This window comes from Klebsiella sp. WP8-S18-ESBL-06, from assembly GCF_014169755.1.
Classification (GTDB): Bacteria; Pseudomonadota; Gammaproteobacteria; order Enterobacterales; family Enterobacteriaceae; genus Kluyvera; species Kluyvera ascorbata_B.
Genome location: NZ_AP022256.1, coordinates 4,863,118 through 4,878,616, shown reverse-complemented (window position 1 = coordinate 4,878,616; position 15,499 = coordinate 4,863,118). Strand labels below are relative to the sequence as shown.

The window sequence follows — 15,499 nt, the reverse complement described above, 5'->3', positions numbered from 1 at the left end:
TGGCAAAGATGCTGAATAATGCGATGCCCTCAGTTCCTGGAGGGCTTTAAATCAGAATACCACAATATCGGTAGGCTTGTTCCAATGCGGTTAATGACAGGTGAATGGATTTTGCTGGCATTAACAATGAACTGTGATGTTGATCACGATTCAGACGAAATGAAACTTCGCTTTAGCGCGGCATCAACAGGTTTAACCACAAGGGATTACCTCTGCCTTTATTGGCCTGTTTGGCGCAATGCGCGGCGAAATAAATCAAGGTTGTACGTTATTTCACTACTAACTTAATCCACAATAAGCCTCAGTTCCCACGTAGCTGTGGTGGAATAGATACCCCGTATTGTCGCGGGTTTCCAGCCGATCTAGCGGCGAGATGGCGCTGTGGTGTCGAGATTTTATTTGCCGTTTCTGCGGCCACCACGCTGGCGGTTTGACGGTTTAAACCCATTCATAAAGATTAATTGGTGGTAGGTTATTATTGATTATTTTTATATTAGTCACAATGAAAGTTTAATTAAGAATTTATTGTGATTAATACGTATCGTTAATTTTCCTTTTGGTTAAAATATTTACTGTCAATATTATTAATTTATAGGATGTTATAATGAAACGGAGTTTACTATCATCAATTATTATTGCCGTGTTGATGACCACCGGATTAACGGCTTGTGATAATAAAACTGAAACTGAGCTTGCCCCTCAGGGGACGCCGTCTGTAGAAAACCAGTCATCAACTCCGGCTGAGGCAGTAGACAGCAATGACGTGCTTAATCAAAAACTGAATGTTTATATCGATTGTTATAATAATCTCCAGAATGGCATTTATCGTGCTGTTGATCGATACGCAAACACGTTCGAAGACTTCCGCACCGGCCCTACAGGCAATGAAGCCGATCCTTCGCCATTAATACCTGTTTATCCAGCAGTTATCGCAGATTGTCGTCAAGATATTAAAGCTGCCTCTGAATTAAAACCTGCGTTTGCATCTCTGGACGCCGCAGCGTTGGCCTTTATTAAGATAGCCGCGCCGTTGGCCGAAACGATCAATAAAATGAATAAATATTATGATCAGGATGATTTTAAGGACGACGCTTTTGCTGGCGCTAAAGAGTTCCATAAAACTTTTATAAAACAGTTTGATGAATTCGATTCTATTGCCCAGAAATATATTGGTGAGATTACCGTGATGAGTAAGCAGCATGCGGTTAATGAAATTAAGGTAACCGAGAAGGAAGAGGGGGAATCCATTAAGTATTATACGCTTCTGACGATGCAGGAAGCTGAAAATATTAATGATGCGGTTGTGGATGATTCTTTTGATGTCGAATTAGTTGCTAAAAAGCTTGCTGAATTTGAAAGCCATACACAGCAGTTAAATGAGCAGGTAACAGCTAATATCGATAAGCACCGCAGCTTCCCTGGCTTTATTTCCGAGCTGGAGAAATTCCAGGGGAAAGCTAAAAAACGCCTTCGTCGTGTACGAGATAAAGTCGCTTATACCCAGTTTGAGCAGGGTCAGTTAAGCGACGGTAGCGGCGATCTCGTTGATGGTTCATATCAGTCAGTGGTTAAGGCTTATAACGAACTCATTAGTACCTATAACAGTCATCACCTTGAGCGTGAATACTGAAGTGCTAATGGTGCCCGCTCTTACAAAATTACTCGGGCTTATACCAGTAACCGCGTGCACATGACCGCAGAAGCGAACCAATAAGCGATAAGCCGCGCCTACGGGCGCTTAGACTTGAACCCCGTGTTTTTAATGGGGTTATTATTTTGTCGTAATCGCAAGTCGCTTTTATCACGCCATTACGGTTTTTTGCCTGCCTGAGCCCGCTATGCGCCTTCCCGACTCCACCTTCAGGACTGGTAATCAGGTGTACCGGGTCAATGGTGGTCAGTCCGTAGATCAAGTAGAGACAGAAGTGATTAGAGGGTGTTTGCTGTGACTGTGACGACGGTCCGAAAGCAAAAACTGCAATTGTGCGTTATTGCACCACAAAGTTGATCCATAATAAGCCTCAATTCCCTCATGTTGTGATGGAATAGACGTCCCTTATTTTTCGCCGTTCAGAGTATTTGCCGTGTTTAATGTTAATGAAGAAGTCGACACCTCGTTGCAGCTGGTTGGCGCAGCCGAGCGTACCGTCTTCAGAAGGCCACAGATTATGCAACCCACCATGGATATTCTTGCTGAAGAAGTTCCCGTTGCGCTGGTCTACAACGGCATTTCACACGTGGTCATGATGGCGACGCCAAAAGATCTGGAAGCATTCGCCATTGGCTTTTCGCTGTCGGAAGGCATCATTGAACATCCGCGTGAAATCTTCGGTATGGATGTCGTGCCTGCTTGTAACGGTATGGAGGTTCGCATCGAGCTCTCCAGCCGTCGCTTTATGGGGCTAAAAGAGCGCCGCCGCGCGTTGGCCGGGCGCACAGGCTGCGGCGTGTGCGGCGTCGAACAGCTCAACGATATCGGCAAACCTATCAAGCCGCTGCCGTTTAGCCAGACTTTCGATCTGGCCCATCTCGATTGGGCGTTAAGGCACTTAAATGACGTTCAGCCGGTAGGCCGTGAAACGGGCTGTACTCACGCGGCTGCGTGGGTGATGCCGTCCGGTGAGCTGGTGGGCGGCCATGAAGATGTTGGCCGCCACGTTGCGCTGGATAAACTGCTGGGCCACCGGGCAAAAGAAGGGGCGCTTTGGCAGAAGGGGGCGGCGCTCGTTTCCAGTCGCGCCAGCTATGAAATGGTGCAGAAATCCGCCATGTGCGGCGTCGAAATTCTGTTTGCCGTTTCTGCCGCCACCACGCTGGCGGTCGAAGTGGCCGAGCGCTGCAACCTGACATTGGTCGGGTTCTGTAAGCCGGGAAGGGCAACGATTTATACCCATCCGCAGCGTTTAATTGGCGGTTAAATATTAATCAGTATTTTTGAGTGAGAACAACAAATCCTTCCGCTTTTTGTTGATCAAGATGTGACCTATTATTTATCACATCAAGGCACAACGCCTTATCCAAACAACTAAGTGAAAGGGTTTATATCATGAAAAGCATCAAAACTTTTGTCGCAGTTATGGCTCTTGCCGCTTCCTTCGGTACTTTTGCTGCTCAGACCGTTACCGCGACCGCCTCCACCATCGACGGTGCTGAAGCAAAAATTGCGGCTCAGGCTGAACAGGCAGGTGCAAGCTCATACAAAATTACCCAGGCATACACCGGTAATCGCGTGCACATGACGGCAGAACTGACCAAATAAGCGATACGCCACAGTCGAAAGAGCGCCCTCGGGGCGCTTTTTTTGTTTCTGACGGGGCGTTATGCAAATGACCCGGGCGCTTTTGGCCTGCGGTTGAAAATGATTAAGCCCAGCTTGTGCCACCAACAGTCGCTTGCCGTCCGTCGACAAGGGGGGTTGGAAGTGAAGATGTTAACTAATAGTTCGATGTGTGAAAATAAATCAATTAATTTGAATGAGAACAGCAAATCATTCCGCTTTTTGTTGATCGAGATGTGACCTATTATTTATCACATCAAGGCACAACGCCTTATTCAAACAACTAAGTGAAAGGGTTTATATCATGAAAAGCATCAAAACTTTTGTCGCAGTTATGGCTCTTGCCGCTTCCTTCGGTACTTTTGCTGCTCAGACCGTTACCGCGACCGCCTCCACCATCGACGGTGCTGAAGCAAAAATTGCGGCTCAGGCTGAACAGGCAGGTGCAAGCTCATACAAAATTACCCAGGCATACACCGGTAATCGCGTGCACATGACGGCAGAACTGACCAAATAAGCGATATGCCACAGTCGAAAGAGCGCCCCCGGGGCGCTTTTTTCTTTTCTAGCGTCATGCCGGCGCTTGTCTCCTCCTCCTCCTTTGCGTAAAAAAAAGCGATATTTATCACATTTCCTTTATCGTATATTTCCCCTTCAGGTTTGCTAAATCATTGTGCAAATAATGGTTATTATCTGCAAAAATAACTCATTGATAATTAAAGATTTAAAATAATAACTGTTAAAAAGATCTCACTTTTAAAATGAGATTTTAATCACAAAAATCATCTCCATTGAGCACACGTCAATGTTTGAGTGGGTCTAAATTATCCTTATTTTGTGATCTTCATTGCAAATAAGAACCTTGAAGTCAGGGAAAAATGTTTTCACGGGAAAGCGTGAGGGCAGAAGATGAAAATTGGTATTGTCATTAGCGGTGGAGATGTCTCTGGTATTAATAATTTTATTTTCCAGATTGCCAGGCTCGCCAATGCGCAGATCACGCTATTTAATGGCGGGATACCCGGTCTGCTAGAAAAAAATCATCATGAGATTGCCTTGCGCGACCTGATTGATTTCTCTATCGCGTCCATTCCAATTATTGCTTCTGGGCGAACCAGTCGTAAGCTTCAGCGTAGTGAATATGAGGTTATTGCCAGAAAAATAAAATCATTACGTCTTGATGTGCTGATCATGGCTGGAGGCGATGGAAGTTTGCAATTTCTCAATACGCTAAGCGAGTTTGATATTAACTGCTTTGGCGTTGGCATGACTATCGATAATGATGTTTACGGTAGTGACTATACGATCGGCTTCTCCACTGCCTGTGAGCAGATTATTAAGGAGGTTTCACGACTGCGAAACACCGGAAGAGCACTTCCTGGCCGCGTATTTATGGTCGAAATATTAGGGGGCTACTGTGGTGAATTAACCTTACAGTCTGCAATTAAAAGTAATGCTGATATCGCTCTAATTCCGGAGTCACAAATACCGCTGGATGTGCTCGCCGAGCGCGTGAAGCAAAAGCTGGTAGAGCAGAATAGCGTCATTATTTTATGCTCCGAAGGCTACACGCGGGAGTACTCCCCCGGATTTCAGGGCGCCATTGATACGATGATCAAGCAGCTTGAACCACGTATTGGCGTACGCATTCGTAAGACGATTGTCGGCTACGGCTTGCGTAACGGCGATCCTACCTGTGAAGAAATTTATCAGGGTACGATTATGGCCAGCGAGGTGGTACGTTGCATTCAATCAGGGATGAAAAATAAAGCCATTATTATTAACTCCAGCAATAAACCTATTCCGATCGATCTTCTTAGTATGAAAAAACGTCTGGTTGATACCGAAGGACACTATTACAAACTTGCCAAACAACTCAATATTATTTGAGGAGACCCTACATGCTTAAAATTCTTTGCGTATGTGGCTGCGGCCTCGGTTCAAGCTTTGCTATTGAAATGACGGCGAAAGCTGTCTTAAAAAAACTGGAAATTCCTGCGCATATTGAACATACCACTGTTTCTGAGGCTGGCGCATTTAAGTCTGACATGATCCTGACCCAGAAAACGTTTGCTGATATTTTAACGGCTGACGCCAGTGAGGAAGAGATCAAACGAGTCGTAATATTAAATAAATTGACTGACAAAGATGAGGTTGAGAGAAAGATTGTTGCTTTTTTAAATGAGCGTAATTTACAGGTAGCCGATTATGAATAGTTTCGTTGAGTTTATCGTTAAAGATTTGCTCGGCCAGGCTTCGATACTGATCGCCTTTATTGCAATGCTGGGTCTGATTTTACAGAAAAAATCGCCGGGCAAGACGGCGGAAGGGACGTTTAAAACGCTGTTAGGTTTTTTAATTATGATGGCGGGAATAAACATTATTGTCGCCACGTTAACGTTCCTGAATGATATCTTCACCCAGGGTTTTGGCATGAAAGGCTATATTACCGATGTTGCCGCTATTGCCGGTCTGGCGAATCGAGAGCTTGGGTCCGAAGTCGCATTGACGTTAATGGTTATTTTTGCCGTTAACATCATTATTGCGCGCCTGACGCCGCTGAAATATATCTTCCTGACCGGCCAGGCCCTGCTGTGGATGGCGACCATCGGCGCGGTGATTGGCTATAAGGCCGGCCTGACGGGGCTACCGTTGATTCTGACCGGCGGCATTTTTGGCGGCGTGATGGCGGTATTAATGCCAGCGCTGGCACAGCCGGTAGTCAGGCGTATTACCGGCTCAGACGACGTGGCGCTGGGGCATTTCTGTACTATCGGCTATCTGGTCCAGGCCGCGGTGGCGAAGGTCGTTGGGAAAGGCTCGCGTTCTACTGAAGACCTTGAGCTGCCTGATAACTTCAAATTTTTACAGGATACTTACCTCGCCATGGCGGTGGTCATGGTACCGATGTACCTCATCCCTGCGCTGGCGGCGGGTCCTGACTATATCGCTCAGTTTTCCAACGGCATTAACTATCTGATGTATGCCTTTATGCAGTCCATTCAGTTTGTTGCTGGGGTCTTTGTTCTCTACAGCGGCGTGCGCTTACTTCTCAATGAGCTGGTGCCTGCGTTTCGCGGTATTGCGATGCGTATCGTCCCGGATGCCAAGCCTGCACTTGATTGTCCGGTGCTGTTTCCTTATGCGCCTAATGCGGTGATTGTTGGCTTCCTGGCGACGACGGTTGGCTCCATCATCGGCATGCTGGTCTTCCCGATGTTTGGCCTGGCGATGATTTTACCCGGCCTGCTGACCAACTTTTTCGCCGGAGGAACGGCGGGAGTGTTTGGTAATGCGCTGGGGGGACGCCGTGGTGCCATGATTGGCGGCGTTGTACACGGCCTGTTTATCACCTTCCTGCCCGCCATTCTGGTACCGATGCTGGAGAGTTATGGTTTCACCGGCGTGACCTTCAGCGATTCTGATGTGATCAGTTCAGGGCTGGTGCTAGGCCATGCTTTCCAGAATAACTGGTTGTTTGTTGCACTGTTTATTGTCTTCGTCGCCGCACTGGCATGGTTCGTAAACGGCAAATCAGCTAAGCCGAAAGGGGAAAATGTTCATGAGTCTGTATAACTTCAACGATATCCTGAAAATTGCGCAGGAACGAAATTTCAAAGCAATCGGCTCTTTTAACCTGCATTGTATTGAAATGCTGCCGGCCTTCTTCAAGGCGGCACAAAAGAGTCATAGCCCGTTAATGATTCAAATCTCAACCGGTACTGCAGAATATCTTGGTTACCGCTTATTGGTTGATGCCGTTGTTTCGCTGGCGGAAAGTGAAAACGTGCCTACCTGCCTGCATCTGGATCACTGTTCGGATATCAGCGCGATTGAAACCGCCATGGATGCGGGGTTTTCTTCGGTTATGTACGACGGTTCGCACCTTGATCTTGAAGAAAATATTGGCAATACGCGGATAGTCGTGGAGATGGCGCGACCGCGAAATATCACCGTCGAGGGTGAACTGGGCGCAATAGGCGGCTCTGAAGACGGCAAAGCCGTTGCGGCGGAGGATATCTGCTTTACCACGGTGGAAGATGCTAAACGTTTTGCCGAGGAAACCCGCGTCGATATGCTGGCGGTATCCGTCGGCACGGTGCACGGCCTCTATACGGGCAAAGCCGAGATTCAACATCAGCGCCTGAAAGAAATAAGCGCAGCCACCGGCGTGCCCCTGGTGTTGCACGGCGGTACGGGGGTGAGTGATGAAGATATGCGGCTCGCCGTCACTGAAGGGATCAATAAAGTGAACGTAGGAACGGAAATGAACGTTCAATGGGTTGATCAATGTAAGAACACGTTCGAAAAAGGCAAGGTTAACGATAGCGTGAGGAAGTTTTTAATCCCGGCAAATAATGCCGTTACACAGGTATTGATGGAAAAAATCGCTTTATTTAAATAACGCCTTATTCTTTGGTTAACTATTCTTATTGCCCTGTAGTTCGTCAGGGGGGAGCTCGCTATGTTTGAATCTTTGAAAACGTTGTGGAAAAAAGAAAATAGCCCGCCGCAGGATTATGATGAACAGTCTCACCAGCTGGCAGCAGAAATAAACCGGCTGGAGGATGAACTACAGGGCCATCCTGATAATGGCGAAATACAAAAAGCACTTATGTTAGTTTATAACCGGGCGCTACCGATATATGCGAAAAGTCAATCACACCGTAATCAGATAGATTCACTTTTTATTCGCATCGATAATTTACGGAATATTATTCGTCGGAATATTTAGGGAGTGGCTATGACGATCAAAGAACTCTTAATTGAGGCGGATGCCATACAGGTTGGCGTGACGGAGTCGGACTGGCAGCAGGTCATCCGCCTGGCCGCTGGCCCGCTGGAGACAAAAGGCTATATTTCGGCTGATTATGGCCAGGCCGTTATTGATAATACTCTTAGCCATGGTGCGTATTATGTGTTTGAGGAAGGCGTAGCCATTCCCCATGCCCGCCCGGAATGCGGAGTGAAGCGTAACTGTTTTAGCCTGGTCGTACTGGAAAAACCCATTCGTTTCGCTGACAGCGACGCTGCCGACATTGTGATTATGTTTGGTGCTCAGGACAGTAATGCGCATATTGAAGAGGGGATTCGGGCAATTGTGGCGCTGCTGGATAACGACGAGCGAATGGCGAGACTGCGTTCGGCACATTCGAAAGAAGAGGTGATTGCGCTGTTATGAAAAGAGCTCTTATACCCCATGCTAAAACGGTGATTCTGGTTAATGGCGTTCCCGCTTCGGGGAAAAGCACGCTGACTCGCCAGCTCTCAGAAACGTTTGGGTTGCCGCTGCTGACTATCGACGGTATCAAAGAACCCTTTATGGCACGCTTTACCGATATCGATCGGCCTTTTAATCGCCAGTTGGGTTGTGCGGCTTATGAAGCGATGTGGTCGATAGTCGGGCAATCTCCCGCCAGCTGCATCTGGTTGATGGATGCCTGGTTTGGTTTTCAGCCAAGGGAGGTTTTGCAGCATCTGACGCAGCAGGCCGGGGTAGAAAAGATATTAGAAATCTGGAACGCGATCTCTCCTGAGCAGGTGGTTTCGCGCTATGCGCAGCGGCTACAGCAACGTCTTTCTGGCCACCCTGGCGAAGAGTATCTACCGGAACTGGCGCAACTGGCTGCGCGCGCTGAGCCCATGAGGCTGGGGGCGGTATTGACCGTCGATCAGCAAAAGCCGCTGGATATTGAAGAAGTTAACCAATGGATCGAACGTGAGGCGTGTAAAATTTAATCAATTAATTTGAATGATATCAGCAAATCCTTCCGCTATTAGTTGGGCAAGATGTGGCCTACTATTATCACATCAAGGCACAACGCCTTATCCAAACAACTAAGTGAAAGGGTTTATATCATGAAAAGCATCAAAACTTTTGTCGCAGTTATGGCTCTTGCCGCTTCCTTCGGTACTTTTGCTGCCCAGACCGTTACCGCAACCGCCTCCACCATCGACGGTGCTGAAGCAAAAATTGCGGCTCAGGCTGAACAGGCAGGTGCAAGCTCATACAAAATTACCCAGGCATACACCGGTAATCGCGTGCACATGACGGCAGAACTGACCAAATAAGCGATTTGCCACAGTCGAAAGAGCGCCCTCGGGGCGCTTTTTTAGTTTATACCTGCCAGACGTAGCAGCGCGGTGGCCGCGGCTGCGGCAATAATCACTACGATCAACGGTGCTTTACGCCAGGCCAGAAATACCGCAAACCCAACCCCTAAAACCCGCGCCATGCCGGCGAAATGCTCACCTTCATAGAAGGTGGTGGCCAGCGCGACCGAGAAAAGCAGCACCGTCGCAGCATCAGAAAGCAGCGCCTGCGAGCGTTCGGAAAAGGCCAGGCGGCTGCCCAGCTTTGCGCCTCCCAGGCGCATCAAATAGGTGCCAATGGAAAGCACGGCGATACCGGTGATAAACAGCGTCATATTGCCCATTATTTCTTCCTCGCCAGCAGACCGAATAGTGAAAGCAGCACCGGGAGCCCCACCGGGGCGAAAGGAACGCAGGCGAGCGAGATAGCCGCGCCGCTGCAGGCGCGAATCAACGTGGTGCGATTCTTAAACGCGGAAATAACCAGTGCCAGCAAAATGGCCGGGAACACGGCATCAAGGCCGATTGTTTCCGGGGCGGGCAGCAGTTTGCCTACTGCGGCGCCGAAAAGTGCACCCAGCGGCCAGAATAGCGCAACGCCCATTCCACATAGCCAGAAAGCCGCTTTTCGCTGTTCGGGCGTGGGCTGAGACAGCCCAAACACCACGCTTTCATCGTTCATAATATGGCATCCGATAAAACCGGCGGCGCGGCGGCCAACCAGATCGCGCACGGTGACGCCAAATGGAATATGCCGTGCGTTGACCAACAGCCCTGCTGCGGCCGCGGCCAGCGGGTTACCGCCGCTGGCCACAATACCGATGAACATAAATTCAGAGGCGCCCGCAAGTACGGAAACGGAGAGCAGCAGTGGAACCCACAGCGGAAAACCGTATGCCATCGCGAGCGAGCCGTAAGATACGCCCACGACGCCGACCGCCAGACAGACCAGAAAAATGGCTTTCACCGTGCTGCTTTTCAGGCAGGAGAACATTTTTACAGACATGTAAATTTACCATATCGAACGATATATCCATTATAATGAACGAATCAAAGTGGTAGTTCAAGGCGAACGTTACGTTCGATATATAAAACGATGGAGTTGTGTATGACACAGCCAATCAGCGTGATTGCAAAAAGCCTGGTGCGCGAGCGGGCCAGAACCGGCCTGTCGTTGGCCGAAATCGCCCGCCGTGCCGGTATTGCCAAATCTACGCTTTCGCAGCTTGAAGCAGGCAACGGTAACCCAAGTCTGGAGACCCTATGGGCGCTTTGCGTCGCGCTGGATATTCCGTTTGCGCGGCTGCTGGAGCCGCAGCCGAATAAAACGCAGGTTATTCGGCGGGGTGAGGGTACCAAAGTGATTGCCGAGCAGGCTAACTATCAGGCGACGCTGCTGGCGACCTGCCCGCCGGGCGCACGGCGTGATATTTACCTGCTGACTACGCAGCCGGGTGCCGATCGCGTCTCTCATCCTCATCCTCCGGGCTCAATTGAGCATATTATCGTAACGCAGGGAAGGGCGCTGGTGGGGTTAACCTCCGGGCCGGAGGAGCTGAATGCGGGGGACTACATTTGCTATCCCGCAGATGAAGAGCACCTGTTTAAGGCGCTGGAGCCCGATACGATGGCTATTCTGGTCGCTGAGCAGAACTGATGTCGTCTCTATGCAGTAATACATGTTACTGCATAGATATTAAATAAATACATTGTGAAAATAATGCATTGTTTTTATTTTTAAGTTTAATAAATAATTTTCTATTATATTTCTTTCCGTCTTGTTTATTTTCTTCATTTTCAGTGTTATCTCGCTCACGATCTTTTAATGCCCGTTATTTACGGACTAAACTTTATTAGCTAGTGTTCTCGTGCTTGTCATGGAATGTGTTTTATTTGTGAAGCATTTCCTTTGGTAATTAAATTATAAAAAACATTCATCGCAGTAATACAAGTGCGCACGAAATCTCTTCTGGGGTTTTGGAGTGAGTCTTTATTTCAAGGAAAGTAAATAATGAAGAAATCAACATTAGCAATTGCTATTGGATTATTATTAGTGGCCAATACCGGTTTTGCTAAAACAACGAAAGTGACGTTGGAACAGCGGCTGGAGCAGTTAGAATCTCGCCTGGAAGCGGCGGAGAGCCGCGCTGACCAGGCCGAGCAGAAAGTGCAGGATATGCAGGTTCAGCAGGCGGCTGAAATCAAAGAAATTAAGGACGCTCAAGGCAATACGCCGGTTAATGGTCAAACGTCAGCTGATGAAACCAAGAAAAATGCCGCAATGCCTAACCTTCAGTTAACGGGTTATGGCGATCTGAAAATCTATGGCGACGTGGAATTTAACATGGACGGTGAAAGCCGCCGCGGCACGCTCACCAAGCTGAATGAAGATAAATCCATCGGAACGTGGGATATGGATGGTCGTATCCTGATTGGCTTCGACGGTAAGCGTAAGATGGATAACGGCCAGTTCGCGGGCTTCTCTATCCAGCCGCTGGCGGATATGTACGGCAGCATGAATCTTGATGATGCGCGCTTTAACTTCGGTCAGGAAAATGACTGGAAAATTGAAATCGGTCGCTTCGAAGCCGCCGATATGTTCCCGCTTAATCAGGATACCTTCGTTGAGCACTCCGGGAACACCGCCAACGACCTGTACACCGATGGCCAGGGTTACATCTATATGATGAAAGAAGGCCGCGGTCGTTCCGATGCGGGCGGTAACTTCCTGATGAGTAAGCAGGTTGACGACTGGTACTTCGAACTGAACTCGTTGATTGAAGACGGCACCACTCTGTTTTCCGATGGTGACAACGTGAAAGTCGATGGCCGTACCTACCACGGTCGTAAGATGGAACAGGAGAAAAACGTTGTTTATCTGCGTCCGGTAGTGAACTGGAAGCCGACGTCTGAACTTTCCTTCTCTGCGGCGATGGAAGCAAACGTTGTGAACAACGCCTACGGCTATACCAACAGTAAGGGTGAGTTTGTCGATCAGTCCGACCGTACCGGCTATGGTTTAACCATGACCTGGGATAATACCAAAGGCGATCCGGATAACGGCGTTATCTTTAACCTGAACACCGCTTACTTAGACGCGAACAACGAAGATGACTTTACTGCTGCCACCAACATCTGGTGGAAAAACTTCGAAGTGGGTTATATCTACGCACATAACAAGATTAGCGATTTTGCAGGCGTAGTTTGTGAGAATAGCTGCATTATTCAGGAGGAAGGCACTTACGATATTCATACCGTGCATGCCTCCTACTGGATTAAGAACGTCATGAATATGCAGAACTTCAACATTTACCTGGGGACCTATTACTCTAAAATTCAGAGTGACCAGGAAATCTCCACCGACGACGATCGCTACGGCGCGCGCGTTCGCTTCAAATACTACTTCTAAAAAACAAAGGCCTCTGCAAGCAGAGGCCTTTTTCTTCGGTAGGCCTGATAAGCCTGGCGCCATCAGGCTCTTTAGCGCACATTGCCGGAGGGCGGCTAGCGCCTTATCCGGCCTACAAATAGCGCTAACTTACGCCAGGTAAAACACGTCCTTCAGCTCTGCGCTGACCGGGCTATTATCCGGGTTCGACGGCATGACATCGGTCATGTATTTCCACCAACGCTGGCACACGTCGGTATTCGCTACCGCATTCCAGCGCTCTTCAGACTCGATTTCCACAGTTGCGAACAGCAGGCTGCGCGCTTCATCGAGATAAATGGCGTAATGGTGTGCGCCGTGTGATTTCAACGCGGCTTCCAGTTCCGGCCAGATTGGGTTATGGCGACGCTGGTACTCTTCGTGTGCGTTGGCGTTTACCTGCATCACAAAGGCTTTGCGAATCATAATGCCTCCAGATACAGCTCACGAACCTCTTCGCGGCTGGCGGTACGCGGGTTGCATGGTGCGCAGGGGTCGGCCAGCGCTTTATCCAGCCATCCCTCGATGTCGTCTTTGGTCACGCCTAGCGCACTGAAGCCCTGCGGAATACCTACGCGGGCGCTGAGCTGACGGATAGCATTAATGGCTTCCATACTGGCCGCTTCGTCGCTCATGTTGCGGGTATCGACGCCCATCGCCTGCGCGACGCGAGCAAAACGCGCTACCGCGTTCGGGCGGTTAAAGTTTTCGATGATCGGCAGCAGGATGGCGTTACACACGCCGTGCGGCAGGTTGTGGGTCGCGCCAGGCTGGTGTGCCAGCGCATGCACCAGGCCCAGACCGGCGCTGTTGAACGCCATGCCCGCCAGGTACTGACCAAAGGCCATTTGCTCGCGCGCTTCCAGGTTATGCCCGTCATCAACGGCTTTCGGCAGCCACAGCGTAATCAGGCGGATAGCCTCCAGCGCATTGGCGTCGGTCAGCGGGTGCGCGCCAACGGAAACGTACGCTTCAACCGCGTGGGTCAGCGCATCCATGCCGGTTGCTGCGGTAACAGAGGCGGGGATATCAAGCATCACGCTGGCGTCATCCACGGCGATGTCCGGAATGATATTGGAATCGATAATGACTTCTTTCACCTGGCGCACGGTGTCGATGATCACCGCGTTGCTGGTCATCTCGGCGGCGGTACCGGCGGTGGTGTTGATGGCTACCAGATGTACGCCCGCGTTCAGCACTTTGCCCACGCCGGAGTAAGCGGTAGACGGGCCCGGGTTGGCGGTAAGAATTTTAATCGCTTTCGCGGTGTCGATCGGGCTGCCGCCGCCAAAGGCGATGATGTAATCACAGCCTTCGGCCTGATAGGCTGCATAACCTTTCTGCACCAGTTCTTCCGTGGGGTTTGGAAAAACCTCGTCAAACAGGTGATAAGACATTTTATGGCCGTCCAGCGCGGCAAACAGGCTGTCCAGCAGGCCCAGCTTAACCAACTGGCCGTCCGTGACGATCAGCGCCTTGCCCCACTGTTTACCCGCGACCAGATTAACCATATCGGCAATCGCGCCCGCACCGTGCAGGCTGATTTTTGGCAGTGCTAACATAAAACTCATGGTGTTTCTCCTTGATACCTATTTTGTTAAATTCAGCGTCCCTTCAGCATGATTGGCGTTGTCTTTCTGGCGGAGAAAATAAGTAAGAGTCATGCCACTGGGGATGAAAACCTATCCCATTAGCTCAGCATGAAAGCCATTTCTAATGGGATGAGCTCTGGCGCCTGACCCCTGTAGCGGGAGGTCAGGCGATGTGCTTATTTATACAGATTCAACGCGCTGGCCATCGGGGTGACGCCAAAGCGCTGGCCGAGGGCTATCAGTTCTTGCTGCGTGATGGTTTGCTTCATGCCGCCCATTGAGTACCCCTTAACCAGCACTTCGGCGGATTTTTCGGCGGTATCAATCAGACCAAACGTTTCGTCGAGCGTAGGGCCGCTGCCGAAAACCCCGTGGAACGGCCACAGCACCAGAGAATGCTGACGCATTTCAACGGCGGTTGCCTGGCCGATTTCATCGGTACCCGGTACCATCCACGGCAGGATGCCAACGCCGTCCGGGAAGACCACCAGACACTCGGTGCTGCCTTCCCACAGCTTGCGGGTGATCAGCGCGCTGTCATTTTCCAGCACGTAGGTCAGTGCGATCAGGTTGGTCGCGTGACAGTGCATGATGACGCGGTCTTTGCCGTTGGTTAGTTTGATACGTTCACAATGCGACAGGAAATGTGCCGGCAGCTCGGATGTGGGGACGGCTTCGTGAGTCAGCCCCCACAGAATATGGTAGCCAGCACCGTCGCTATCGACTTTCACCACGCCCAGGTTGGCGGACGGATCGAGCTGTACGTTACGGAAGAATTTGCCGGAGCCCGTGACGATAAACGGCGTGTTGGCCAGCATCGGCATCGGTTGGCTCAGGGCGATATAGCGCGGTTTTGCGTGGAAGTCAGCGGCGAACGGCGCGATATCTGCTTCGTCCAGACGCAGCGTCAGGTTGCCGCCGTTGCGTTCATCCCAACCTTTTAACCACGCGTCTGAGGTGGCTTTAATCATGCCCTGGACGAACCAGGAATCGGTAATGGTCTGCATAGTCTTGTTATCCTGTGTACTTTGCTGCCCGATGGCGCTGCGCTTATCGGGCCTATAATGGCCGTTGTTTCGTAAGCCGGATAAGGCAACGCCGCCACCCGGC

The 15,499-nt window shown here is 49.9% G+C and carries 19 protein-coding genes; 14 read left to right on the top strand and 5 right to left on the bottom strand.

The window, feature by feature from the left end; translation table 11 throughout:
- Positions 1 to 604: 604 nt before the first annotated feature.
- From H7R76_RS23305 to H7R76_RS23250, 12 genes are all read left to right on the top strand, one after another.
- Positions 605 to 1,630 (top strand): YiiG family protein, encoded by a 1,026-nt coding sequence (locus H7R76_RS23305; RefSeq protein WP_182966611.1) that lies wholly within the window; start codon positions 605 to 607, stop codon positions 1,628 to 1,630.
- Positions 1,631 to 2,123: 493 nt separating this feature from the next.
- The gene (gene fdhD, locus H7R76_RS23300; protein ID WP_374956754.1) at positions 2,124 to 2,918 is read left to right on the top strand and encodes a formate dehydrogenase accessory sulfurtransferase FdhD; all 795 of its coding nucleotides are present in this window, start codon (positions 2,124 to 2,126) and stop codon (positions 2,916 to 2,918) included.
- A gap of 128 nt (positions 2,919 to 3,046) precedes the next feature.
- On the top strand, positions 3,047 to 3,259 hold the full coding sequence (locus H7R76_RS23295) for a YdgH/BhsA/McbA family protein (protein ID WP_106929291.1): 213 nt from the start codon (positions 3,047 to 3,049) through the stop codon (positions 3,257 to 3,259).
- Positions 3,260 to 3,581: 322 nt separating this feature from the next.
- Positions 3,582 to 3,794, top strand: coding sequence for a YdgH/BhsA/McbA family protein (locus H7R76_RS23290; RefSeq protein WP_106929291.1), 213 nt, complete (start codon positions 3,582 to 3,584; stop codon positions 3,792 to 3,794).
- A 392-nt stretch (positions 3,795 to 4,186) separates the two neighbouring features.
- Positions 4,187 to 5,167 carry a 6-phosphofructokinase gene (locus H7R76_RS23285; RefSeq protein ID WP_182966609.1) on the top strand — a complete coding sequence of 327 codons (981 nt, stop codon included), beginning with the start codon at positions 4,187 to 4,189 and terminating at the stop codon, positions 5,165 to 5,167.
- An 11-nt stretch (positions 5,168 to 5,178) separates the two neighbouring features.
- Positions 5,179 to 5,493, top strand: a complete 315-nt coding sequence (locus tag H7R76_RS23280; protein ID WP_106929294.1) for a PTS sugar transporter subunit IIB — start codon at positions 5,179 to 5,181, stop codon at positions 5,491 to 5,493.
- The gene (locus tag H7R76_RS23275; protein ID WP_106929296.1) at positions 5,486 to 6,853 is read left to right on the top strand and encodes a PTS sugar transporter subunit IIC; all 1,368 of its coding nucleotides are present in this window, start codon (positions 5,486 to 5,488) and stop codon (positions 6,851 to 6,853) included. Before H7R76_RS23280 ends, H7R76_RS23275 begins: the two co-directional genes overlap by 8 nt.
- Positions 6,840 to 7,682: a class II fructose-bisphosphate aldolase gene (locus H7R76_RS23270; RefSeq protein ID WP_106929298.1), complete on the top strand. Its 843-nt coding sequence runs from the start codon at positions 6,840 to 6,842 to the stop codon at positions 7,680 to 7,682. The genes H7R76_RS23275 and H7R76_RS23270 overlap by 14 nt, the downstream gene beginning before the upstream one ends.
- 60 nt (positions 7,683 to 7,742) lie before the next feature.
- Complete coding sequence (locus tag H7R76_RS23265; protein WP_106929300.1) at positions 7,743 to 8,012, top strand: hypothetical protein; 270 nt, start codon at positions 7,743 to 7,745, stop codon at positions 8,010 to 8,012.
- A 9-nt stretch (positions 8,013 to 8,021) separates the two neighbouring features.
- A complete protein-coding gene (locus H7R76_RS23260; RefSeq protein WP_182934539.1) occupies positions 8,022 to 8,459 on the top strand; it encodes a PTS sugar transporter subunit IIA in 438 nt (145 codons plus the stop codon).
- Positions 8,456 to 9,016 carry a P-loop nucleotide/nucleoside kinase family protein gene (locus H7R76_RS23255; protein WP_106929304.1) on the top strand — a complete coding sequence of 187 codons (561 nt, stop codon included), beginning with the start codon at positions 8,456 to 8,458 and terminating at the stop codon, positions 9,014 to 9,016. The genes H7R76_RS23260 and H7R76_RS23255 overlap by 4 nt, the downstream gene beginning before the upstream one ends.
- Positions 9,017 to 9,136: 120 nt before the next feature.
- Positions 9,137 to 9,349 carry a YdgH/BhsA/McbA family protein gene (locus tag H7R76_RS23250; RefSeq protein ID WP_106929291.1) on the top strand — a complete coding sequence of 71 codons (213 nt, stop codon included), beginning with the start codon at positions 9,137 to 9,139 and terminating at the stop codon, positions 9,347 to 9,349.
- Positions 9,350 to 9,390: 41 nt separating this feature from the next.
- Here H7R76_RS23250 and H7R76_RS23245 read toward each other — a convergent pair whose 3' ends face one another.
- Both H7R76_RS23245 and H7R76_RS23240 read right to left on the bottom strand, forming a co-directional pair.
- Positions 9,391 to 9,714, bottom strand: a complete 324-nt coding sequence (locus H7R76_RS23245; RefSeq protein WP_182934537.1) for an AzlD domain-containing protein — start codon at positions 9,712 to 9,714, stop codon at positions 9,391 to 9,393.
- Positions 9,714 to 10,364 carry an AzlC family ABC transporter permease gene (locus H7R76_RS23240; RefSeq protein WP_413774323.1) on the bottom strand — a complete coding sequence of 217 codons (651 nt, stop codon included), beginning with the start codon at positions 10,362 to 10,364 and terminating at the stop codon, positions 9,714 to 9,716. Before H7R76_RS23240 ends, H7R76_RS23245 begins: the two co-directional genes overlap by 1 nt.
- 114 nt (positions 10,365 to 10,478) lie before the next feature.
- Here H7R76_RS23240 and H7R76_RS23235 point away from each other — a divergent pair, with 114 nt between their 5' ends.
- Positions 10,479 to 11,027, top strand: a complete 549-nt coding sequence (locus H7R76_RS23235) for a helix-turn-helix domain-containing protein (RefSeq protein ID WP_106929309.1) — start codon at positions 10,479 to 10,481, stop codon at positions 11,025 to 11,027.
- A gap of 354 nt (positions 11,028 to 11,381) precedes the next feature.
- Positions 11,382 to 12,779 carry a carbohydrate porin gene (locus H7R76_RS23230; protein ID WP_106929311.1) on the top strand — a complete coding sequence of 466 codons (1,398 nt, stop codon included), beginning with the start codon at positions 11,382 to 11,384 and terminating at the stop codon, positions 12,777 to 12,779.
- Positions 12,780 to 12,908: 129 nt separating this feature from the next.
- On the opposite strand, the gene rhaM is transcribed toward H7R76_RS23230, so the two are convergent.
- From rhaM to rhaD, 3 genes are all read right to left on the bottom strand, one after another.
- Positions 12,909 to 13,223 (bottom strand): L-rhamnose mutarotase, encoded by a 315-nt coding sequence (gene rhaM, locus H7R76_RS23225; protein ID WP_106929315.1) that lies wholly within the window; start codon positions 13,221 to 13,223, stop codon positions 12,909 to 12,911.
- Complete coding sequence (fucO, locus tag H7R76_RS23220; RefSeq protein ID WP_182929731.1) at positions 13,220 to 14,368, bottom strand: lactaldehyde reductase; 1,149 nt, start codon at positions 14,366 to 14,368, stop codon at positions 13,220 to 13,222. Before fucO ends, rhaM begins: the two co-directional genes overlap by 4 nt.
- A gap of 197 nt (positions 14,369 to 14,565) precedes the next feature.
- Positions 14,566 to 15,396 carry a rhamnulose-1-phosphate aldolase gene (rhaD, locus tag H7R76_RS23215; protein WP_182966607.1) on the bottom strand — a complete coding sequence of 277 codons (831 nt, stop codon included), beginning with the start codon at positions 15,394 to 15,396 and terminating at the stop codon, positions 14,566 to 14,568.
- Positions 15,397 to 15,499 lie beyond the last annotated feature (103 nt).

What these genes read in the sequence shown, in the direction of transcription:
- H7R76_RS23245 (WP_182934537.1), bottom strand. Translation starts at nt 9,714, where the DNA reads ATGGGCAATATGACGCTGTTTATCACCGGTATCGCCGTGCTTTCCATT.
- H7R76_RS23280 (WP_106929294.1), top strand. Translation starts at nt 5,179, where the DNA reads ATGCTTAAAATTCTTTGCGTATGTGGCTGCGGCCTCGGTTCAAGCTTT.
- rhaD (WP_182966607.1), bottom strand. Translation starts at nt 15,396, where the DNA reads ATGCAGACCATTACCGATTCCTGGTTCGTCCAGGGCATGATTAAAGCC.
- H7R76_RS23295 (WP_106929291.1), top strand. Translation starts at nt 3,047, where the DNA reads ATGAAAAGCATCAAAACTTTTGTCGCAGTTATGGCTCTTGCCGCTTCC.
- H7R76_RS23230 (WP_106929311.1), top strand. Translation starts at nt 11,382, where the DNA reads ATGAAGAAATCAACATTAGCAATTGCTATTGGATTATTATTAGTGGCC.
- H7R76_RS23255 (WP_106929304.1), top strand. Translation starts at nt 8,456, where the DNA reads ATGAAAAGAGCTCTTATACCCCATGCTAAAACGGTGATTCTGGTTAAT.
- H7R76_RS23235 (WP_106929309.1), top strand. Translation starts at nt 10,479, where the DNA reads ATGACACAGCCAATCAGCGTGATTGCAAAAAGCCTGGTGCGCGAGCGG.
- rhaM (WP_106929315.1), bottom strand. Translation starts at nt 13,223, where the DNA reads ATGATTCGCAAAGCCTTTGTGATGCAGGTAAACGCCAACGCACACGAA.
- H7R76_RS23285 (WP_182966609.1), top strand. Translation starts at nt 4,187, where the DNA reads ATGAAAATTGGTATTGTCATTAGCGGTGGAGATGTCTCTGGTATTAAT.
- H7R76_RS23240 (WP_413774323.1), bottom strand. Translation starts at nt 10,364, where the DNA reads ATGTTCTCCTGCCTGAAAAGCAGCACGGTGAAAGCCATTTTTCTGGTC.
- H7R76_RS23275 (WP_106929296.1), top strand. Translation starts at nt 5,486, where the DNA reads ATGAATAGTTTCGTTGAGTTTATCGTTAAAGATTTGCTCGGCCAGGCT.
- H7R76_RS23265 (WP_106929300.1), top strand. Translation starts at nt 7,743, where the DNA reads ATGTTTGAATCTTTGAAAACGTTGTGGAAAAAAGAAAATAGCCCGCCG.
- H7R76_RS23260 (WP_182934539.1), top strand. Translation starts at nt 8,022, where the DNA reads ATGACGATCAAAGAACTCTTAATTGAGGCGGATGCCATACAGGTTGGC.
- H7R76_RS23250 (WP_106929291.1), top strand. Translation starts at nt 9,137, where the DNA reads ATGAAAAGCATCAAAACTTTTGTCGCAGTTATGGCTCTTGCCGCTTCC.
- H7R76_RS23290 (WP_106929291.1), top strand. Translation starts at nt 3,582, where the DNA reads ATGAAAAGCATCAAAACTTTTGTCGCAGTTATGGCTCTTGCCGCTTCC.
- fucO (WP_182929731.1), bottom strand. Translation starts at nt 14,368, where the DNA reads ATGAGTTTTATGTTAGCACTGCCAAAAATCAGCCTGCACGGTGCGGGC.
- H7R76_RS23305 (WP_182966611.1), top strand. Translation starts at nt 605, where the DNA reads ATGAAACGGAGTTTACTATCATCAATTATTATTGCCGTGTTGATGACC.
- H7R76_RS23270 (WP_106929298.1), top strand. Translation starts at nt 6,840, where the DNA reads ATGAGTCTGTATAACTTCAACGATATCCTGAAAATTGCGCAGGAACGA.